This is a genomic window from Cetobacterium sp., assembly GCF_051658645.1.
GTDB lineage: Bacteria > Fusobacteriota > Fusobacteriia > Fusobacteriales > Fusobacteriaceae > Cetobacterium_A.
The window spans coordinates 1-17708 of record NZ_JBOFMZ010000050.1 but is presented as its reverse complement, the minus strand read 5'-3'; the positions used below and the strand labels follow the sequence as shown (position 1 = coordinate 17708).

The window sequence follows — 17708 nt, the reverse complement described above, 5'->3', positions numbered from 1 at the left end:
AAAAAAAATTAAAAAAAAATTATGAATTGAAATTTCATTGTAGTTGTGATAACATAATGTAACTTATCATCATACTTAAATAGTTTTGAATTATTACTTCGTATTTTACATAGAATATAAACTTTAAAATTTATATAAGAAAATAAAATTACAACTTAATATATAAAAAAATAGGAGGTTCTTTGTCTTGAATTCAAATAACGAACTAGATTTTCAAGTGAGTGACTTAAAAAATAAAATTTCAGCTTTGTTTGATAAATTTAAAACTCTCCAAACAAATATGAACTTAATTATTGATATTGTTTCATCAAACCCAGAATACAATGTTACAAAAAATAAATTAGAATCTCTTATAAGTCTGTCAAATAGCTTAAATAGTACTAATAGTATAAACGAGTTCTATGAAATAAAAGCTTTAGCATACGATGTTGAAAAAATGATATTTGACTTAGAACATATTATTGAGGTAACTGAACCTGAGGTTCCTGAAATAATTATTCCTGAGATTAAAACAGCTTTATTAAGTGATAATGGAACTACTCTTATTGCAACTTTAAAGGATGTTGTTGATCCTGAAATAAGATTAAACAGTATCGAATATAAGTTATACAAAGAAATTTCAACTGGTGATTTAGAAATATCTCATATCGCTCTCCCTGAATCTCTATTTAATGTGGATTTTAAATTTAGAGAAGCTGGAAGCTTCTACTTCATAGCTACTTATTACTATGATGGGTTAAATGATGTTATTGAAAGTAAGTCTATAACATCAAACAAAGTTAATGTACAACTAGTTGACAAAGAAATGCCATCTATATGTTGTGCTGCATTAACTTATTTCAAGAATACTCCAAAAGGATTATTAACTAAAGTTACTGATGTGGATTCAGCTATAACTGAAGTTGTTTATGTTTTAAGAGATAAAAACAATACTGAAATTGAAACTGTTATTATTAATAATCCATTTGACCATGTTCAATTCAACGAAGTAAATGAAGGACAGTATTTCTTCAATTGTAATTGTAAATACAATCTTGGATCTAGAACTGGTGAGATACTATTAAAATCTAATATCATTAATATTAAAGGAGAAGTAGTGACTCCTCCTAAACCTGAACCTGAGCCAGACCCTGAACAAAATCGAGTTACTAAATGGCCTAGAGGAATCTTTGCTCCGTTTGTTGATGCTGCTAGAGATGATGTAAATTTAAAATTCACTTTTGCTGACAAATCAAAAAATACTGGAGTTCAATTCTATAATTTAGGATTTATAACTGCTGATTCTAATAAAAATCCAGCTTGGGCAGGAAACTCAATGTTACCTGGAAACAAAGGAACTAACGCTGGGCTTATGCAAGATATCGAAAGATTAAGATCTATGGGTGGGGATGTTTGTATCTCTTTTGGAGGACTTAACGGACCATACCTAAATGAAGTTATATCAGATATTGAAGATTTAAAAAACAAGTATAAATCTATTATAAATAATTGGAATTTAAATAGAGTGGACTTTGATATGGAGCATAACAGCACTATTGGAAATGAAACTTCTAATGAAAATAAAACAAACCATTTAGCAATAAAACTTTTGCAAGATGAATTAGCAGCTGATGATAGATACGTTGGTATTTGGTTTACATTACCAGTAATGCCTTATGGACTAAATCAAGCTGAACTATTACTATTAGATGATGCTATTAAAAAGGGTGTTTCAATCGAGGGAGTAAACATTATGGCGATGTGTTATGGACCTGCTTATGTTGGAAATATGGCTGAGCAATCTATATCTGCTATGACTAACTTACATTCACAATTAAAAACACTTTATACTAACAACGGAATTTTTAAATCTGACGATGAACTTTGGGGAATGGTTGGTATCTGTCCTGAAATCGGAATCAATGATACAGGTAGTTTTAATACATTCTACTTAGAAGATGTTTCAACACTTATTCAATTCTGTAAAACTAAAAATGTTGGAATGATTTCATTTTGGTCTGCAAATAGAGATAAAGAAAATAGTGGATCTAATATAAACGGACCTGATTCAACTGGTTTAATTCAAGAGGATTCTGCTTTTTCTAAAGCTTTCCAAGTTTATAACGATTTAAATACAACTGTTAATACTCTTATTCCAAATTTAGATTCTGGAATTTACAACGGAGTACAAGTCTGGCACGAATCTATGAGCTACCCAAAGTCAAATACTAAAGTTTACTACAAAGGTCAATATTATATAAATGGATGGTTTGTTTCAGCTTGGGATAATCCGCCAACATCAAATGAAGCTTGGAAAGAAACTTCACTATAATTTTAAATAAGGAGTGTTAAATGAATACTTTAGAAATACAAAGCATTAAATCACATTTTTCAAATGTTTTAAATCATTATAACAATTTAAAGAAAAGATTTATTGAGTCAAGTGATGAACTTGAGTCTTTAAATATTCAACTAATAGAATTAAAAAATAAAGTTAATAGCTTAACTATGGAATCTTCAATTATATATTTCTTCGAAGTGAAAGAAACTCTTTCAACTGTTGAAAAAAATATATTTGATTTAGATATAGAAGTTGAAACTCCAGAGCCTCCAATAACTCCAGAACCACCTGTTGAACCAGAGGTTATTGTTCCTACTGTTGGAAATGTAGAATTAACTATCAAAGATAAAAAAGCTACTGTAGTTTCTAAATCTGTTTCAGATTCTCAAGGAAGAATTACTTTAGTTACTTATAATTTAAAAACTTCTGTTAGAAATACTATTGAACAAAGAACAGCTACTAATCCAAGTACGCCAGTTAATTTTAACAGTATTTTAACTGCTGGTGACTATATAGTTGAAGCTATTTTCTCTTATACAGGTTCTCAATCTTTAGAGCAAATTTCAAAATCTTCTAATAAAGTTACTATTGAAGAGGATGTAATTTTACCGCCTCCATCAACTGATAATATTGCTACATTAAAACTTTCTTCAAGTCAATCTTGGGGAAATGGATTTAGTGCAAACTTAGAATTAGTTTCACATACCGCCCAAAATTATGGTGGTACATGGGAATTAAGTTTTGATTCTCCTGCATCAAGTCTTTCTCAGTGGCAAATAAATTCATCTAAAGTTGGAAATAGAATTGTTGTAACTTCTGGAACTGATTGGTCAGGTGCTGCTAACTTTAATTTAGGACCTAATGGTAGTTTCAAGATTGATGGAATAAATGGTAATGGCGCTGGATTTGACAATAAAATTGCAGCTAATGCAACTTTAAATGGAAAATCAATCTCTCTTATAATTAATGGTGAAGTTATTGGTGAAGGAACTACTCCTAATCCCGAGCCTAATCCCGAACCTGAAACTCCTAAAGTTTCATTTCCAGACAAATTACCTATTCTAGGAGCTACTAGTGTAGAAGCTATCTATTTAAGTGGAGATAAAACTACAGTATTAGGTACAGTTTCAATTCCTAATACAAATATTCATGCTCAATATGCTGTATATGTAAACGGATTTAAAACTACTTTAAAGCCAGTTGAATTAACAAGAAGATCTTCAATATTAAATGTAAACTTAGCTGTATCTTCTCTTCCGTTATTAACTGGAACGAATGAAGTACAATTAGTATTTGCAGGAGTAGGAACTTCTTCTATAACTTACTATACTACTAATATTTTAACTTTAATAAAAGAGTCTACAGGAACTTCTAAAAAGTCTCTTATTGGTTATTGGTCATCTTGGGGAGGAAATGCTGGACAAACATCTTATATTGATTTAGAAGCTACTCCATCTGAATATGATACAATAGTTGTATCATTCATCGAACACGCAAACGACTACTTAACTCCTCAATTCAATCCTGAATTAAGTGGTAAAGTAACTAGAGCTGAATTCGCTCAAAAAGTTGCTAGAATGAAGGCTAAAGGACACAATGTTATAATTGCTGTTGGAGGACAAAATGGTGTATTCCATCTTGGGTCTGATAGTGATAAAGCAATCTTTAAAAACGGTGTAATTAGAATTATTGAAGAGTTTGGATTCAATGGATTTGATATTGATTTAGAAGGACAAAGTGCTCTTAATGGTACAAAATATGCTGTTGACGCTATAAAAGAGATTATCGAATATTTCAGAGCTAAAGATCCTCAATTTGTATATTCAATGGCTCCAGAAGTAGCTTACTTAATAAGCGATGGTTTTGGAACTTTATATTCTGATTTAATCAAAGCAACAAAGCATTTAATTACAACAATACATCCTCAATTCTATAATGCCCCTGGAACTGGAATATATCCATTCGATGGAAGTGGAACACCTGTTATGTGTAATGATCAAGCTAAATTTATTCCTGCATTTGCTGAAGCTTTAATGAAAGGACATGATGGACCTGCTTGGGGAAATGAATATGCTAGCTTATTTCCTATAGGACCAATTCCTGAAGAGATGTTAGCTATTGGACTTCCTGCTGGTGTTGGTGCTGCTGGAACAGGAGCTACAAACGATATGAGCTCTTTCACTAACGCTTGGAGAGAATTAGAAAGAAAAGGATATACTAAAATAAAAGGATTTATGACTTGGAGTATTGACTGGGATGAATACCATAACTGGCAATTTAAAAATGCAATAGCTCCACTTATTAAATAGTGATTTAATATGAAAAAACTTAGAATTTTATCAATTGATGGTGGTGGAGTAAAAGGAGTTGTTCCTGCTATAATTTGTCAATATTTAGAAAATGAACTTTCTAAATATATGAATCGAAAAGTATTTCTACACCAATATTTTGATTTAGTTGTAGGAACAAGTACTGGTGGGATTTTAGGTGCTTTATATGTTTCACCAAACTATCATACTGCAAATGAAATCGTAGATCTTTACAAAAATTGTGGTGATAGAATTTTTAAAAAGAATATAATTCGAAGAGTCTCATCTTTTGGTGGGATTCTTCGTCCTAAATATTCTACAAAAGCTTTAGAAGAGCTTTCACAATCTCTATTTGGAGATATAAATTTAAGTGATACAATAAAACCTTTTATGACAACTTCTTATGATCTTATTAGAGCTAAAGAGATTTTTTTTGATAGTTTAAATGCTAAAAAAAAACCTTTGAAAAATTTTAAGCTAAAAGACGTCGTTATTGCTTCTTCTTCTGCTCCTGTTTATTTTAATGCTAAAAAATTAGTATCTTTAAACAATGAGATATACAACTGTATAGACGGTGGAATTTTTGCTAATAACCCAGCTTTAATTGCTTATGCTGAAGCTAGAAATATAGATTTTAAAAAACACTTAAAAGAAAATAAACCCTCTTTTCCAGGTTCAGATGATATGATTTTAATTTCAATTGGAACAGGTAAAAAAGATGGATATAAAAACTATGAGCACTTAAAAACCAAAGGTGGCGCAAAATGGATGATGCCTATTATAGACATTTTATTTTCAGCTCAATCAAATACAGATGATTTTGTTTTAAGAAAAATATTTGACTCATCTAAAAACAAATGGAACTACTATAGATTGAACCCTAGTCTTTATAAAGGGTCTTTAGACTTAGATAATAAATCTATAACTAATATAAATAATCTTTGTTCTGATACTCATGATTTTATAAAAAAAAATAAAGACAAATTAGACGATGTCATACTTCAATTGATTTTAAATGACTAAATAGAAAAAATCCATCCTTTTTATTTTCAAAAGGATGGATTTTTTTATCTACGATTTCTTAATAAATATACAATTGATGGATAGATTCCTGGATAGTATAGATTTTTCTGATAAGCTCTAACTTTAGTTAATAGCAGCATACAGTAAAATCTTAAAAATAAACTTATTAAAAACATAAGTTTCAATCCAGCATAAGAGTCTCCAAATAATGTGATTGTTTTACCTTGAAGAAAGTTAGCAAGATAACCCCCACAAAGAGCACCTGTTAATCCTAGAACCCCTACAGAAAGTGCATATGCAGCTGTATAAGAATCTCTGTCTGGAGATGATAAATCTAACAATAAACTAAATAAAGAAAAGTTTATAGCTGACCATCCAATTGCTGTTCCAATTGCATCAAGCATAATTAAACTATTTACAGTTTCTTTTGTCATTAAAAAATAAAAAATAACAACGTAAGTTGTAACTCCAATCCCAAATGATAATAATTTTTTATATCCTATACGTTCTACTAGTTTTCCATATATAAAAAATGCAAAAACAGATAGTATAGCAGTTAATGATGAGGATAAACCCAAAATATTGTATGAAGCTTTTAAGTCTACAACAGCAAAATAATAAAAATATGGCTTTGTAAATTCAATAGAAAAATTCCACATAGCTATAAACATTAAAAAGTTACAAAAATTACTATCTTTTAATGCTTTTTTAATTGAAAATTCTTTTTGCTTTTCTGAAAAATCAGGTATATCATGAAAAAAAAGCAAGACTAAAGTTGTTAGTGCAGCTATTCCAATAATAAAAGTAAGCACAAGCATACTCATTTTTCCAGGATTATAATTTAAAGCTTTTGAAACAACATAAGAAAATGCTACGCTTGAAATTGAAACTAAAATAAATCTTCTTGAGAAAAATAAACTTCTATCCTCTTTTTTTATAATATCCCCAACTGAACTTGTCCATATTCCACTTAAAAAAGCTGAAAAAAAAGAATATACAAAAACAATTCCAACTAAAAAACGATAATCTGTTTTATCAAAGAGAACTATAAAAAAAAGAAAACACATTGGAATTCTAGCTGCACAAGCACTAAAAAACAGAGCATTTTTTTTACTTTTGAAAAGCTTGTAATATGTCCCTAAAAAAACTTGTAACAATTGAAGCCCCAAAGGTAGTGTACTTATAAGAGAGATCCAAAAGGGTTTACAATTAAAATAGATTGCTAAAGCTGTTAGTGCAAACCCTTGAATTCCCAAAGAAAGTGTATTTGCACTCATTCCTTCAACTGTGATTAAAAATTTATTTTTGCTGTAAGAGTCACGAAACATAAAATCATCCCCTATTTATATAAAAAATTATACTTTATAGACTCATTTACGGCAAATAATAATAATTCCTTTTTAATCTATTTCTAAAATAAGTTGAACAGGACAGTGATCAGATCCAAGAATCATATTGTGAATATTTGCCTCTGAAATTTTATCTTTTATTCTATTTGAAACAACAAAATAATCAATTCTCCAACCAGCGTTATTTTTACGAGCACCAAATCTATAAGACCACCATGAATATTTTTCAATTGCATTTGGATGTAGATACCTAAAACTATCTACAAAGCCACTTGTTAGTAGTTCTGTAAATTTTTCTCGCTCTTCAATAGTAAATCCAGCATTTGTTTTATTTGATTTTGGATTTTTTAAATCAATTTCAGTATGAGCAACATTTAAATCACCACAAAGAACAACAGGTTTTTTAGAATCTAATTCTAAAAGATAATTTCTAAATTCATCTTCCCAACTCATTCTATAGTCTAATCTCGCTAATTCAGCTTGAGAATTTGGAGTATAAACGTTTACTAAATAATATTTATCGAATTCTAAAGTAATAACTCGTCCTTCTTTATCATGCTCTTCAATTCCAATTCCATAAAAATGATTAATTGGTTTTTCTTTTGTGAATACAGCAGTTCCAGAGTACCCCTTTTTTTCTGCATAGTTCCAATAAGAGTGGTATCCTTCTGGATTGAAATCGGTTTGCCCCTCTTGAAGCTTTATTTCTTGTAAAGAAACAACATCTGCATTAACATCACTAAAATATTCTAAAAAGTTTTTTTGTAGTACTGCTCTAAGTCCATTTACATTCCAAGATATTAATTTTTTCATAGTATCCTCCTGATAAATTTTGTTCATAATTTTATAATTTAGATTATATCATAAAAAAATGTTTACAAAAATAAAAAAAGTTTGTTGACATAAATAATAATTTGTGATACTATATTTATGTAGCGAGAAACACCGGCTACAAAGAAAACATTTTCGGAATATAGCGCAGTCCGGTAGCGCACCTGCCTTGGGAGCAGGGGGCCGCAAGTTCGAATCTTGCTATTCCGACCATGTAGGTCAATGGCTCAATTGGTAGAGCATCGGTCTCCAAAACCGAGGGTTGCGGGTTCGAGTCCCTCTTGACCTGCCATACGCCTAGATAGCTCAGTTGGCTAGAGCACCCGGTTCATACCCGGGCGGTCGAAGGTTCGAATCCTTTTCTAGGCACCAAATAAAAACATAACTCTATTCGTAGAGTTTTTTTTATTTTTTGTAACTACTAGGTAAATAGTTATTTATAGCACAAAAAAAAGACCATTAAGGTCTTTAATTATTTATTGCCTTTCAAACAAAACTCTTCAAAATGTGGAAGTGTTAAACACCAATCACAGAAATTACCCCAATCTTCTTTTAACTTGTGATGTCTTCTTTGAAGATATATAGTTTTTAACTGCAAATAAGACGTTGTTACTCTCATAGTTTGTTCTAAGCCCATTGGACAGTTAGAAATTATTTTCATATAAATTTCATATTTTGTATAAACTTTTCCAGCTACTTCTACATCTTTCTCATCTTTTTCAAAAGAGTTAAAAATCTGAATCCAATTATTTAGGTTTTGAATTACAACATCATCTACATACTCATTACAAGAAGTTTTTAAATCCATCTTTGTAAGTCTATGCATCTTTGAAGTCGATGAAACTATATCAGCAAAGTGATATCTTTGAAATTGTGGTGTCCAATAGTTAGGATAAGTTATATCAAACTGAACAATAACTCCTTTTAAAAAATTATCATGCCCACTTCCCGAAGGTACATTTCCTAACTTTCCTGCTCTTTTATAATCTTTTTCTTCTAAGTTTAAATCTTCATCCCAAGGCTCTATAGATTCAGCTATCATAGGGTATCCACTAGCTATTAAACTCTCTTCTAAACCATATACTCTATCATTAAATATCTTTAGCACACTAGTTCCTCCATAAAATTATTTTAGTTTTATTATACCACAGTTTTTAGTTTAGTAACAGCTACTTTTATCATATTTACAAACTCGATTCTATCAATTTCATTTAAAGATAAAGCATTTTTTTCTTTAAAGAATTTATTACGATAATCTATTATTGTTTCACCATAAGTAAACTCGCCTCTCAATTCTACCCCTACAAAAACCTCTTTCCCTTTGAATATATTTTTATTTAATAGATATGCAATTGTACAAGGGTCATGCATTGGAACTTCATGTTTATTGTAAAATTCTTTATAAAAATCGAGAGCATTTTTTATAGCACCATATGCAACTTCAGATGCATATCCACCTATCGCTTTTATTTCTTCTAGCTCTTTCTCAGTTATAAACGCCTTCATAGTAACGTCTAAAGGGCACAAAATAATACGTACACCAGACTTAAATACTATATCAGCAGCTTCAGCATCTACATAGATATTAAACTCTGCTGATGGTGTCACATTTCCACCAATTGATGAACCACCCATTATTACAAATTTTTCTATCTTCTCTTTTAACTCTGGATAAGCTATTAAAAATACAGCTATATTTGTCATAGGACCAGTTATAACTATCGTTATTTTTTCTGAGCTTTCTTTTAAAGTTTTAGCTAAAAACTCTACTGCATTTAACTCTTCTAATTTTTTATTTTTTTCTGGTAAAATTAAACATCCAAGACCACTTTCCCCATGAACTTCTGGTGCTGTAACTATAGTTTTAAACATAGGTTTTTCACAACCCTTAGCTACTTTTATCTCGCGTCTAAAAACCCCAATTAATTTTCTTGCATTTTCACTTGTATTGTATATGTTTACATTTCCCGCTGAAACAGTAACTCCTTTTATATCTAATTTGTCATTTGCAAAAGCTAGTAACAAAGCAATTGTATCATCACAACCTGGATCACAATCTATTATTATTGGTATTTTTTTCATCTTTCTCCCCTTTGTTTAAAAGAATTTTTCATAATTATATCACAAAGAATAAAAAATAATCTAGATTTTTTTTTATTCTTATGCTACTATGTAGAGTCAGGAAGCGCTCTGACAAATATATATAATTCAAAGGAGTGAGTCATGAAAATAGGTTTTGATCACAATAAATATCTAGAGGAACAATCGAAGTATATCCTAGAAAGAGTTAATAATTTTGATAAATTATATCTTGAGTTTGGTGGAAAACTTCTATTTGACTTACATGCAAAAAGAGTTTTACCAGGATTTGATGAAAATGCTAAAATTAAATTACTTCAAAAACTAAAAGAAAAAGTTGAAGTTATAATATGTGTATACTCAGGAGATATCGAAAGAAATAAAATCAGAGGTGACTTTGGTATTACTTATGATATGGATGTATTCAGATTAATAGATGATTTAAGAGAACGTGAACTAGAGGTTAACAGTGTTGTTATAACAAGATATGATGATCAACCTTCTACAACTCTATTTATAACTAAATTAGAGAGAAGAGGAATCAAAGTTTATCAACATAGAGCTACAAAAGGTTATCCTACAGATGTAGATACAATAGTTAGTGAAGAGGGATATGGAAAAAATCCTTATATCAAAACAACTAAGCCAATCGTTGTTGTTACTGCTCCAGGACCTGGAAGTGGAAAACTTGCTACTTGTTTAAGCCAACTTTACCATGAAAACAAAAGAGGAAATGCTGTTGGATACTCTAAATTCGAAACTTTCCCTGTTTGGAATGTTCCATTAAAGCACCCTTTAAATATAGCTTATGAAGCTGCTACTGTAGATTTAAGAGACGTTAACATGATAGATTCATTCCACCTAGAAGCATATGGTGAGACTGCTGTTAACTACAATAGAGACATTGAGGCTTTTCCTGTTTTAAAGAGAATAATTGAAAAAATTACAAATAAAGAATCAATATATAAATCTCCTACTGATATGGGTGTAAATAGAGTTGGTTTTGGTATTGTTGATGACGAAGTTGTTAGAGAAGCTTCTAAGCAAGAGATTATCAGAAGATATTTCAAAACTGGATGTGAATATAAAAAAGGTTATGTTGATAAGGAAACTTTCCAAAGAGCAAAACTTATTATGGAAGAGTTAGGATTAAAAGAATCTTATAGAAAAGTGGTTACTGCTGCTAGAGAACACTTAGAAAAGCAAACTCCTAGTTATGAAACAACTGATTTATTATCATCTGTAGCTATGGAGCTTACAACTGGTATGATTTTAACTGGTAAAAAATCTAATGTTTTAGACGCTTCAGCAGCTGTTTTAATCAATGCTTTAAAAGCTATTGCTGGAATAAATGATAATATACATTTAATATCTCCAAATATTATTGAAGATATTACAAAACTAAAAAGAACTACACTACAAAGTAAAAATGAAGGTTTAGATTGTGAAGAGATGTTAATTGCACTTACAATTTCTGCTTCAACTAATCCAATGGCTGGAGCTGCTCTTGATCAGCTTTCTGCACTAAAAGGAGCTCAACTTCACTCGACTACAATTTTAGGAAAAGGTGACGAACAAACTCTTAGAAAATTAGGTGTTGATGTAACTTGTGATTCTGTATTCCCTACAGAAAACTTATATTACAATGAATAATTCTATAATATAAAAGCTGAGGTTTAAAACCTCAGCTTTTTTTCATCCTATAAATATTGGTGTATTGGCTTTTTCTATTATCTCTACTCCCATACGTTTTGTTATCTTTTCAAAGAAAAATGACTTACTTAAATTTCCCATAACTATCAAATCAAACTCATTTATTCGTTTAAAGAAATCATCTTTTGTATTTAATGAATCATCAAACATTTCAACTTTTGTTTCAATACCTTTTCTTTTTAAAAAATCTAAGACATTATTTTCATCTTGTTTATAGTTCCAACTTATTAATGTTACATCTTTAATGGTTGGAAAATCTTTTACAAAGTTTTTTATACTTTTATTAATTTTTATACCATCATCTGAAATTACAACAATTTTTTCAAAATTTGAAACACTTTTATTTATAATTATAACTGGCTTATAAATAACTTTTAATAAATCCAAAAAATCTTCATCTAAATAATCTGTTTCTTCAACCATAATAAAATCTACTTTTTTTAAATAATCTTGAACAAGTTGTTTTGTCATTCCTATATCTATTATTAACTCTTCTTTTAATCCCTCTTTATCTAAAAGAGTTTTTAATTTTTCTATATATTCATCCTCATATTCTTTCAAGATATCAAGAGTCATAGTAGGACTTAGAAAAGTCACTCCTGTTGGAACTTTTAATTCTTTTACATAAAGAGGTAACATCTCAAAATTAAATTTTTCTTTTAAAACTTTATAATTTTCTACTGCTAACTTTGCATCATTATAATATTTAAATAACACTAAAATTTTATCCATCCAAATCACCCCATATATTTTATCTTACTATAATATATGTACCCAATATTTTAAACTTATCCTTTAAAATATTCTACATTTAAGTTCGTTACATAAATCTTCTAAAAGTGCAACTCCAGCTATAGAATTTCCTTTTAAATCAAGAGCAGGTGAATATACTCCGATACCCATCCTATTTGGAACAACTGAAACTATACCACCACCAACACCACTTTTAGAAGGTAATCCAACTCTCACAGCAAACTCTCCAGAATTATCATACATTCCACATGTTACCATTAATGTTTTTACAATCCTACTTACTCGATTTGATACAACTCTTTCACCTGTACTTATTCGCCCATCATTAGCTAAAAATAACCCTAATTTTGCAATTGTTTTAGCTGTAACATCAACAGAACACTGTTTAAAATAAACTTCTAAAGCTTCTTCAACATTTCCTTTTATAATTCCCTCAGACTTTGAATAATATCCCATAGCTCGATTTTTATCTCCTGTTTCTGATTCGCTTAAATATACTTTTGAATTTAATTCTGGCGAGTCATCTTCAGTAATTTTTTTAAAGAATTGAAGAAATCTATTAAATTTATCCTTTGCATCATCACCTTTTATCATTGATGATACAACAATAGCTCCTGCATTTATCATTGGGTTATATGGCTTTTTTCTGCTGGAAGTTTCTAACTTTCTAATAGAATTAAATGGATCACCAGTTGGTTCCATTCCAACTTTTGAAAAAACATGCTCTTCACCATTATCTAAAATAGCCAACATTAAAGCAACTACTTTAGAAATACTTTGTACTGTGAACTTTTCATCATAATCTCCTGCAAAATATTCATTTTTTTCATTATCTATAATATATATGCCTAAACTTTTAGGATTCGCTTTTTCTAATTCAGGAATGTAATTTGCAACTCTTCCTAACTCTGTTGTTTTTTTATGCTTTTGAACTAACTTTTCTAATAAATTCTGCATATAAGCCTCCCACAACTATTTAAAAAAATCTATCTTAATCGCATCTATTATTGTTTCCTCGTTTAATTTTGAAATATTATCAATTATTGAAACTTTTAAACTTCCAGTTCCAACAAAATTATTTCCTGCAAGCTCTCCTGAAATTCCCATACTTAAAACTCCTGCAATAGCACTTGTAAAAGAGCTGTTTTCTGCTCCTAGAAAAGTACCTATTAACGATGAAATCATACAGCCTGTTCCTGTTACAGAACCCATAGCTTTATTTCCATTAAATACTCTTACTATATTATTTTTATCAGCAATAGTATCAACTTTACCTGTTATTGCAATTACCGAATTATATTTTTGAGCTGCTAATTTTGCTATCTCTTCTGCATTTTCATCAATTTCTAATGAATCTACACCTCTATTTTGAATTTCCATATCTAAAATACACTTTATTTCTGCCATATTTCCTTTTATAACAGAAAAATTTACTTCTTTTAATAATTCATTTACAAGATTTTTTCTTGCTTTTGTTGCTCCAACACCAACTGGATCTAGTATAATAGGTTTTTTTAATCTATTACTTATTTTTCCAACCTCTACAGCCATTTGAAGCATACTTTTATCCATAGTACCTATATTTAAAACTACACTCGATGAAAACCCTATTATCTCTTCTATTTCATCTATACAAAAAGACATTAAAGGAGACCCACCAATCGCTAAAGTTATATTTGCACAATCATTTATTGTAACTGTATTTGTCAAATGATAAACTAAAGGAGAGGTTTGTTTTACTTTTTGTAGTGCTAAAATTATATTTTCAGTAATAATTTTTTTTTCTAAATTTTTATTCAAAATCAACACCTGCTTTTTTATATAAATCTATAAAATGACCTACTGGTCCTACTCCGCCTCCTATTGAAAACGAATTTTTAATTGCTTCACTTATATACTCTTTTCCTAGTTTAACAGATTCTTCTACACTTAAACCTTTTCCTATATAAGAAGCTATTGTTGATGACAATGTACAACCTGTTCCATGAGTATTCTTAGTTTCAAATCTTACTCCAGTAAATTTAATTACTGTATTTTCTTCTGTTAATAAAATATCAGTACAGTTATCTTCTCTATGGCCTCCTTTAACTAAAACATTTTTAGCTCCAAATGCTTTTATTTTTCTTGCAGCAACTATCATATCATCTTCTGTTTCTATCTTCATTTCTGCTAAAATTTCAGCTTCTGGAATATTAGGTGTAATAAGAGTTCCTATTTTCAAAAATTTTTTCAACTCTTCAACAGCTTCATCTTTTAATAAATTATAACCACTTTTAGAAATCATAACAGGATCTATAACTATATTTTTAGCTTTTACAGTTTTTAAAGTTTCATGAACTATTTTTATTATTTCACTGCTTGAAAGCATTCCAACCTTAACTGCACTTATATCTATATCCTCATACAATACTTCTATCTGTTTTTTTATAATATCTAAATTTATCTCTTGAACAGCAAAAACTCCGTTTGTATTTTGAGCTGTTATTGCTGTTATAACACTCATTCCATAAACGCCTTGAGCACTCATTGCTTTTAAATCTGCTTGAATTCCTGCTCCACCACATGAATCAGATCCTGCTATTGTTAAAATATTTTTCATTTTTTCCTCCCAATTAAAAAAAGTTATCCAATTTTCTGGATAACTTTATTAAACTATATTCTACTACCATTGTCAAGCATAGCCATCTCTTTAAGCTTTACTTTATAGTTGTTTATTCTTTTTTCCCAACCTTTTCCATACTTTGCCCAACTATCTAAGCTTTTATAATAAGCTATTCTTTCTTCTGTTATAAGATCAATAAATTTTTCATGATCATCTACAGAATTTATAATTGCTATTGTTTTACTTCCCAAAACACCATCAACAGCTATATCTTCTGATGGCCTATATTTTTTTAAAGCTCTCTGAGTTACAACTGCTCCTGCTCTGTATCCTCCGTTAAAAAATATATCAAATATCATCATTTGTGAGTATGAATGCTTTATTTCATCTAATCTATAATCTACCAATAGATGAGATGCAATCTCTCTAGCTTGCTCTTCTGTTAAACTTCTTATTTCATAAGCTGTCTCAAATTTTTTATTATATTCAATCAATAAAAAATTTCTTATTCCATATTTTGAAAGCTCTTTTTGAGTTTTCACCAGCTTATTTCCCTCATGTGATAAAACTTCACTTATTATAATTTCTCTAATTTCATTGCTTGCGTATCCAAACGCAACTGTAGAATATACTAATGTAATTAAAATAACAAACTTTTCTAGCATACGATTTTTGCTTCCTCCTGTATATTTAAATTATTTTTAATTTTTTTAGATAAGAAGTATTATATCATATTTCTTAATAAATCCATAGAGATTATATTTTTGATTCACTATTTTCTATAGAAAAATATCTTTATATAGTATATAATTGAAATATCATTTGAAATAAAGGAGGTCATTATGTTAAATTTTTTAAAAGATAAAGATTTTGATATTTACAACGCTATTCAAAATGAATTGAATCGACAAGAGTATGGATTAGAACTTATCGCCTCAGAAAATTTTGTTTCGAAAAGTGTTATGGAAGCTGTTGGATCAATTTTAACAAATAAATATGCAGAGGGGTATCCTAAAAAACGTTATTATGGCGGTTGTGAATTTGTAGATGTAGTTGAATCATTAGCCATTGAAAGAGCAAAAGAACTGTTCGGTGCTCTGTATGCTAATGTGCAACCTCATTCTGGTTCTGGAGCTAATATGGCTGCCTACAGAGCTTTAATAAGCCTTGGAGATACTATTCTCGGAATGAAACTTGATCACGGTGGACATTTAACTCATGGTAAAAATGTTAACTTCTCTGGAAATGATTATAAAGTGATATCTTATAGTGTCAAAAAAGATGACGAAAGAATAGATTATGCTGAAGTTAGAGCTTTAGCTTTAGAGCATAGGCCAAAACTAATCATAGCTGGTGCGAGTGCTTACCCAAGAGAGATTGATTTTAAAATTTTTAGGGAAATTGCTGATGAAGTCGGTGCTGCATTAGTTGTAGATATGGCTCATATAGCAGGTTTAGTGGCAGCTGGATTGCACAGTTCTCCAATGCCCTATGCTCATGTAGTTACAACTACAACTCATAAAACTCTTAGAGGCCCTAGAGGTGGATTAATTTTAACTAATGATGAAGAAATTGCCAAAAAAATCGATAAAATAATATTTCCAGGTATTCAAGGTGGACCTTTAATGCATATCATAGCTGGTAAAGCTGTCGCTTTAAAAGAAGCTTTAAATCCAGAATTTAAAATATATCAGAAAAATATAATTAAAAATGCTCAAGTACTCTCTCAAACTTTAATAAATAATGGTGTAAGAGTTGTAAGTGGTGGAACAGATAACCATCTTATATTAGTTGATTTAACAAATTTAAATATAACTGGAAAAGATGCAGAAAAAATTTTAGAAGAAGTTCATATTACAGTTAATAAAAATGGTATTCCTTATGACACTAAAAGTCCTTTTGTTACAAGTGGAATTAGACTTGGAACTCCTGCTTTGACATCTAGAGGAATGGGAACTGTCGAAATGGAAAAAGTTGGAAATCTAATTTTTAAAGCTTTAAAAAATTCTGAAAATCCAGCAATTTTAGAAGAGATTAAAACAAGTGTAAAAACTCTTTGTGAAGATTTCCCTCTATATAAAAATTAGTTTTCTTGAATTTTCTTCAATTTTGTTTTATAATAGTAGTAAACATATAGAATGGAGAAAAAATTATGACAAATTTACCTAATTGCCCAAAGTGTAACTCAGAGTACACATATGAAGATGGAAACCTATTCGTTTGCCCTGAATGTGCTTACGAGTGGTCAGCAGAAACGCTTGAAGAGGATTCAAACGATTCTCTTATAGTTAAAGATGCAAACGGAACTCTTTTAGTTGATGGAGATACTATCTCTGTTATCAAAGATTTGAAAATAAAAGGAAGTTCATCTGTTGTTAAAATTGGAACTAAAGTAAAAAACATAAGATTAGTTCATGGAGATCACAACATCGATTGTAAAATTGATGGTATTGGTGCTATGAAACTAAAATCAGAATTTGTAAAAAAAATATAATTTTTTAGGTCGTGAAATTCACGACCTTTTTTTTATAAAAATAACTTTCTAGGAATTTTTTGTTTTTTTTCGTATATATAATTATAAATCATTATATTGAATCTGTTAACTAAAGATGAAAAATAGGTCCAATTCCTAAAAAAGGGATAAAGATTTTCGACTTGAAATATTTTTGTAAAAAAATGATATCACAAAAAGACATAGCTTGTCTATGCCTTAAAAAGAATATTCTTTT

15 protein-coding genes and 3 tRNA genes are annotated in these 17708 nt (G+C 29.6%); 9 read left to right on the top strand and 9 right to left on the bottom strand.

Annotated elements, in window-relative coordinates; all coding sequences use genetic code 11:
• Positions 1-187: 187 nt before the first annotated feature.
• The 3 genes from ACRCZX_RS05650 to ACRCZX_RS05640 are packed head-to-tail and all read left to right on the top strand — an operon-like array spanning position 188 to position 5652.
• Complete coding sequence (locus ACRCZX_RS05650) at positions 188-2311, top strand: chitinase (protein WP_438581958.1); 2124 nt, start codon at positions 188-190, stop codon at positions 2309-2311.
• A gap of 20 nt (positions 2312-2331) precedes the next feature.
• Positions 2332-4629 carry a glycosyl hydrolase family 18 protein gene (locus tag ACRCZX_RS05645; protein ID WP_438581957.1) on the top strand — a complete coding sequence of 766 codons (2298 nt, stop codon included), beginning with the start codon at positions 2332-2334 and terminating at the stop codon, positions 4627-4629.
• Positions 4630-4638: 9 nt separating this feature from the next.
• The gene (locus ACRCZX_RS05640; protein ID WP_438581956.1) at positions 4639-5652 is read left to right on the top strand and encodes a patatin-like phospholipase family protein; all 1014 of its coding nucleotides are present in this window, start codon (positions 4639-4641) and stop codon (positions 5650-5652) included.
• Between the two features lie 44 nt (positions 5653-5696).
• Here ACRCZX_RS05640 and ACRCZX_RS05635 read toward each other — a convergent pair whose 3' ends face one another.
• Both ACRCZX_RS05635 and ACRCZX_RS05630 read right to left on the bottom strand, forming a co-directional pair.
• Complete coding sequence (locus tag ACRCZX_RS05635) at positions 5697-6980, bottom strand: MFS transporter (protein WP_438581955.1); 1284 nt, start codon at positions 6978-6980, stop codon at positions 5697-5699.
• Between the two features lie 72 nt (positions 6981-7052).
• Positions 7053-7814: an exodeoxyribonuclease III gene (locus ACRCZX_RS05630; protein WP_438581954.1), complete on the bottom strand. Its 762-nt coding sequence runs from the start codon at positions 7812-7814 to the stop codon at positions 7053-7055.
• A gap of 154 nt (positions 7815-7968) precedes the next feature.
• On the opposite strand from ACRCZX_RS05630, the gene ACRCZX_RS05625 reads away from it, so the two are divergent.
• The 3 genes from ACRCZX_RS05625 to ACRCZX_RS05615 all read left to right on the top strand — a co-directional run bounded on the left by ACRCZX_RS05625 (position 7969) and on the right by ACRCZX_RS05615 (position 8204).
• Positions 7969-8045: transfer RNA gene (locus ACRCZX_RS05625), tRNA-Pro, on the top strand.
• Between the two features lie 3 nt (positions 8046-8048).
• Positions 8049-8124 (top strand) — tRNA-Trp (locus tag ACRCZX_RS05620).
• A 3-nt stretch (positions 8125-8127) separates the two neighbouring features.
• Positions 8128-8204, top strand: a tRNA-Met gene (locus ACRCZX_RS05615).
• Between the two features lie 100 nt (positions 8205-8304).
• Here the strand turns inward: ACRCZX_RS05615 and ACRCZX_RS05610 are convergent.
• Both ACRCZX_RS05610 and ACRCZX_RS05605 read right to left on the bottom strand, forming a co-directional pair.
• Positions 8305-8940 carry a hypothetical protein gene (locus ACRCZX_RS05610; protein WP_438581953.1) on the bottom strand — a complete coding sequence of 212 codons (636 nt, stop codon included), beginning with the start codon at positions 8938-8940 and terminating at the stop codon, positions 8305-8307.
• 32 nt (positions 8941-8972) lie between these two features.
• Positions 8973-9914, bottom strand: coding sequence for a nucleoside hydrolase (locus ACRCZX_RS05605; protein WP_438581952.1), 942 nt, complete (start codon positions 9912-9914; stop codon positions 8973-8975).
• A gap of 141 nt (positions 9915-10055) precedes the next feature.
• On the opposite strand from ACRCZX_RS05605, the gene ACRCZX_RS05600 reads away from it, so the two are divergent.
• A complete protein-coding gene (locus tag ACRCZX_RS05600) occupies positions 10056-11564 on the top strand; it encodes a DUF1846 domain-containing protein (protein WP_438581951.1) in 1509 nt (502 codons plus the stop codon).
• Positions 11565-11606: 42 nt separating this feature from the next.
• Here ACRCZX_RS05600 and ACRCZX_RS05595 read toward each other — a convergent pair whose 3' ends face one another.
• The 5 genes from ACRCZX_RS05595 to ACRCZX_RS05575 form a co-directional block, all read right to left on the bottom strand.
• Complete coding sequence (locus tag ACRCZX_RS05595; protein WP_438581950.1) at positions 11607-12356, bottom strand: hypothetical protein; 750 nt, start codon at positions 12354-12356, stop codon at positions 11607-11609.
• Between the two features lie 63 nt (positions 12357-12419).
• The gene (gene glsA / locus ACRCZX_RS05590; protein WP_438581949.1) at positions 12420-13334 is read right to left on the bottom strand and encodes a glutaminase A; all 915 of its coding nucleotides are present in this window, start codon (positions 13332-13334) and stop codon (positions 12420-12422) included.
• A gap of 15 nt (positions 13335-13349) precedes the next feature.
• Positions 13350-14177: a hydroxyethylthiazole kinase gene (thiM, locus tag ACRCZX_RS05585; RefSeq protein ID WP_438581948.1), complete on the bottom strand. Its 828-nt coding sequence runs from the start codon at positions 14175-14177 to the stop codon at positions 13350-13352.
• Positions 14170-14976 carry a bifunctional hydroxymethylpyrimidine kinase/phosphomethylpyrimidine kinase gene (gene thiD / locus ACRCZX_RS05580; protein WP_438581947.1) on the bottom strand — a complete coding sequence of 269 codons (807 nt, stop codon included), beginning with the start codon at positions 14974-14976 and terminating at the stop codon, positions 14170-14172. Before thiD ends, thiM begins: the two co-directional genes overlap by 8 nt.
• A gap of 53 nt (positions 14977-15029) precedes the next feature.
• Positions 15030-15644, bottom strand: coding sequence for a hypothetical protein (locus ACRCZX_RS05575; RefSeq protein WP_438581946.1), 615 nt, complete (start codon positions 15642-15644; stop codon positions 15030-15032).
• A gap of 177 nt (positions 15645-15821) precedes the next feature.
• Here ACRCZX_RS05575 and glyA point away from each other — a divergent pair, with 177 nt between their 5' ends.
• Together glyA and ACRCZX_RS05565 are read left to right on the top strand one after the other, a co-directional pair.
• A complete protein-coding gene (glyA, locus tag ACRCZX_RS05570; protein ID WP_438581945.1) occupies positions 15822-17066 on the top strand; it encodes a serine hydroxymethyltransferase in 1245 nt (414 codons plus the stop codon).
• A gap of 65 nt (positions 17067-17131) precedes the next feature.
• The gene (locus tag ACRCZX_RS05565) at positions 17132-17473 is read left to right on the top strand and encodes a zinc ribbon domain-containing protein YjdM (protein WP_438581944.1); all 342 of its coding nucleotides are present in this window, start codon (positions 17132-17134) and stop codon (positions 17471-17473) included.
• Positions 17474-17708: the final 235 nt, after the last annotated feature.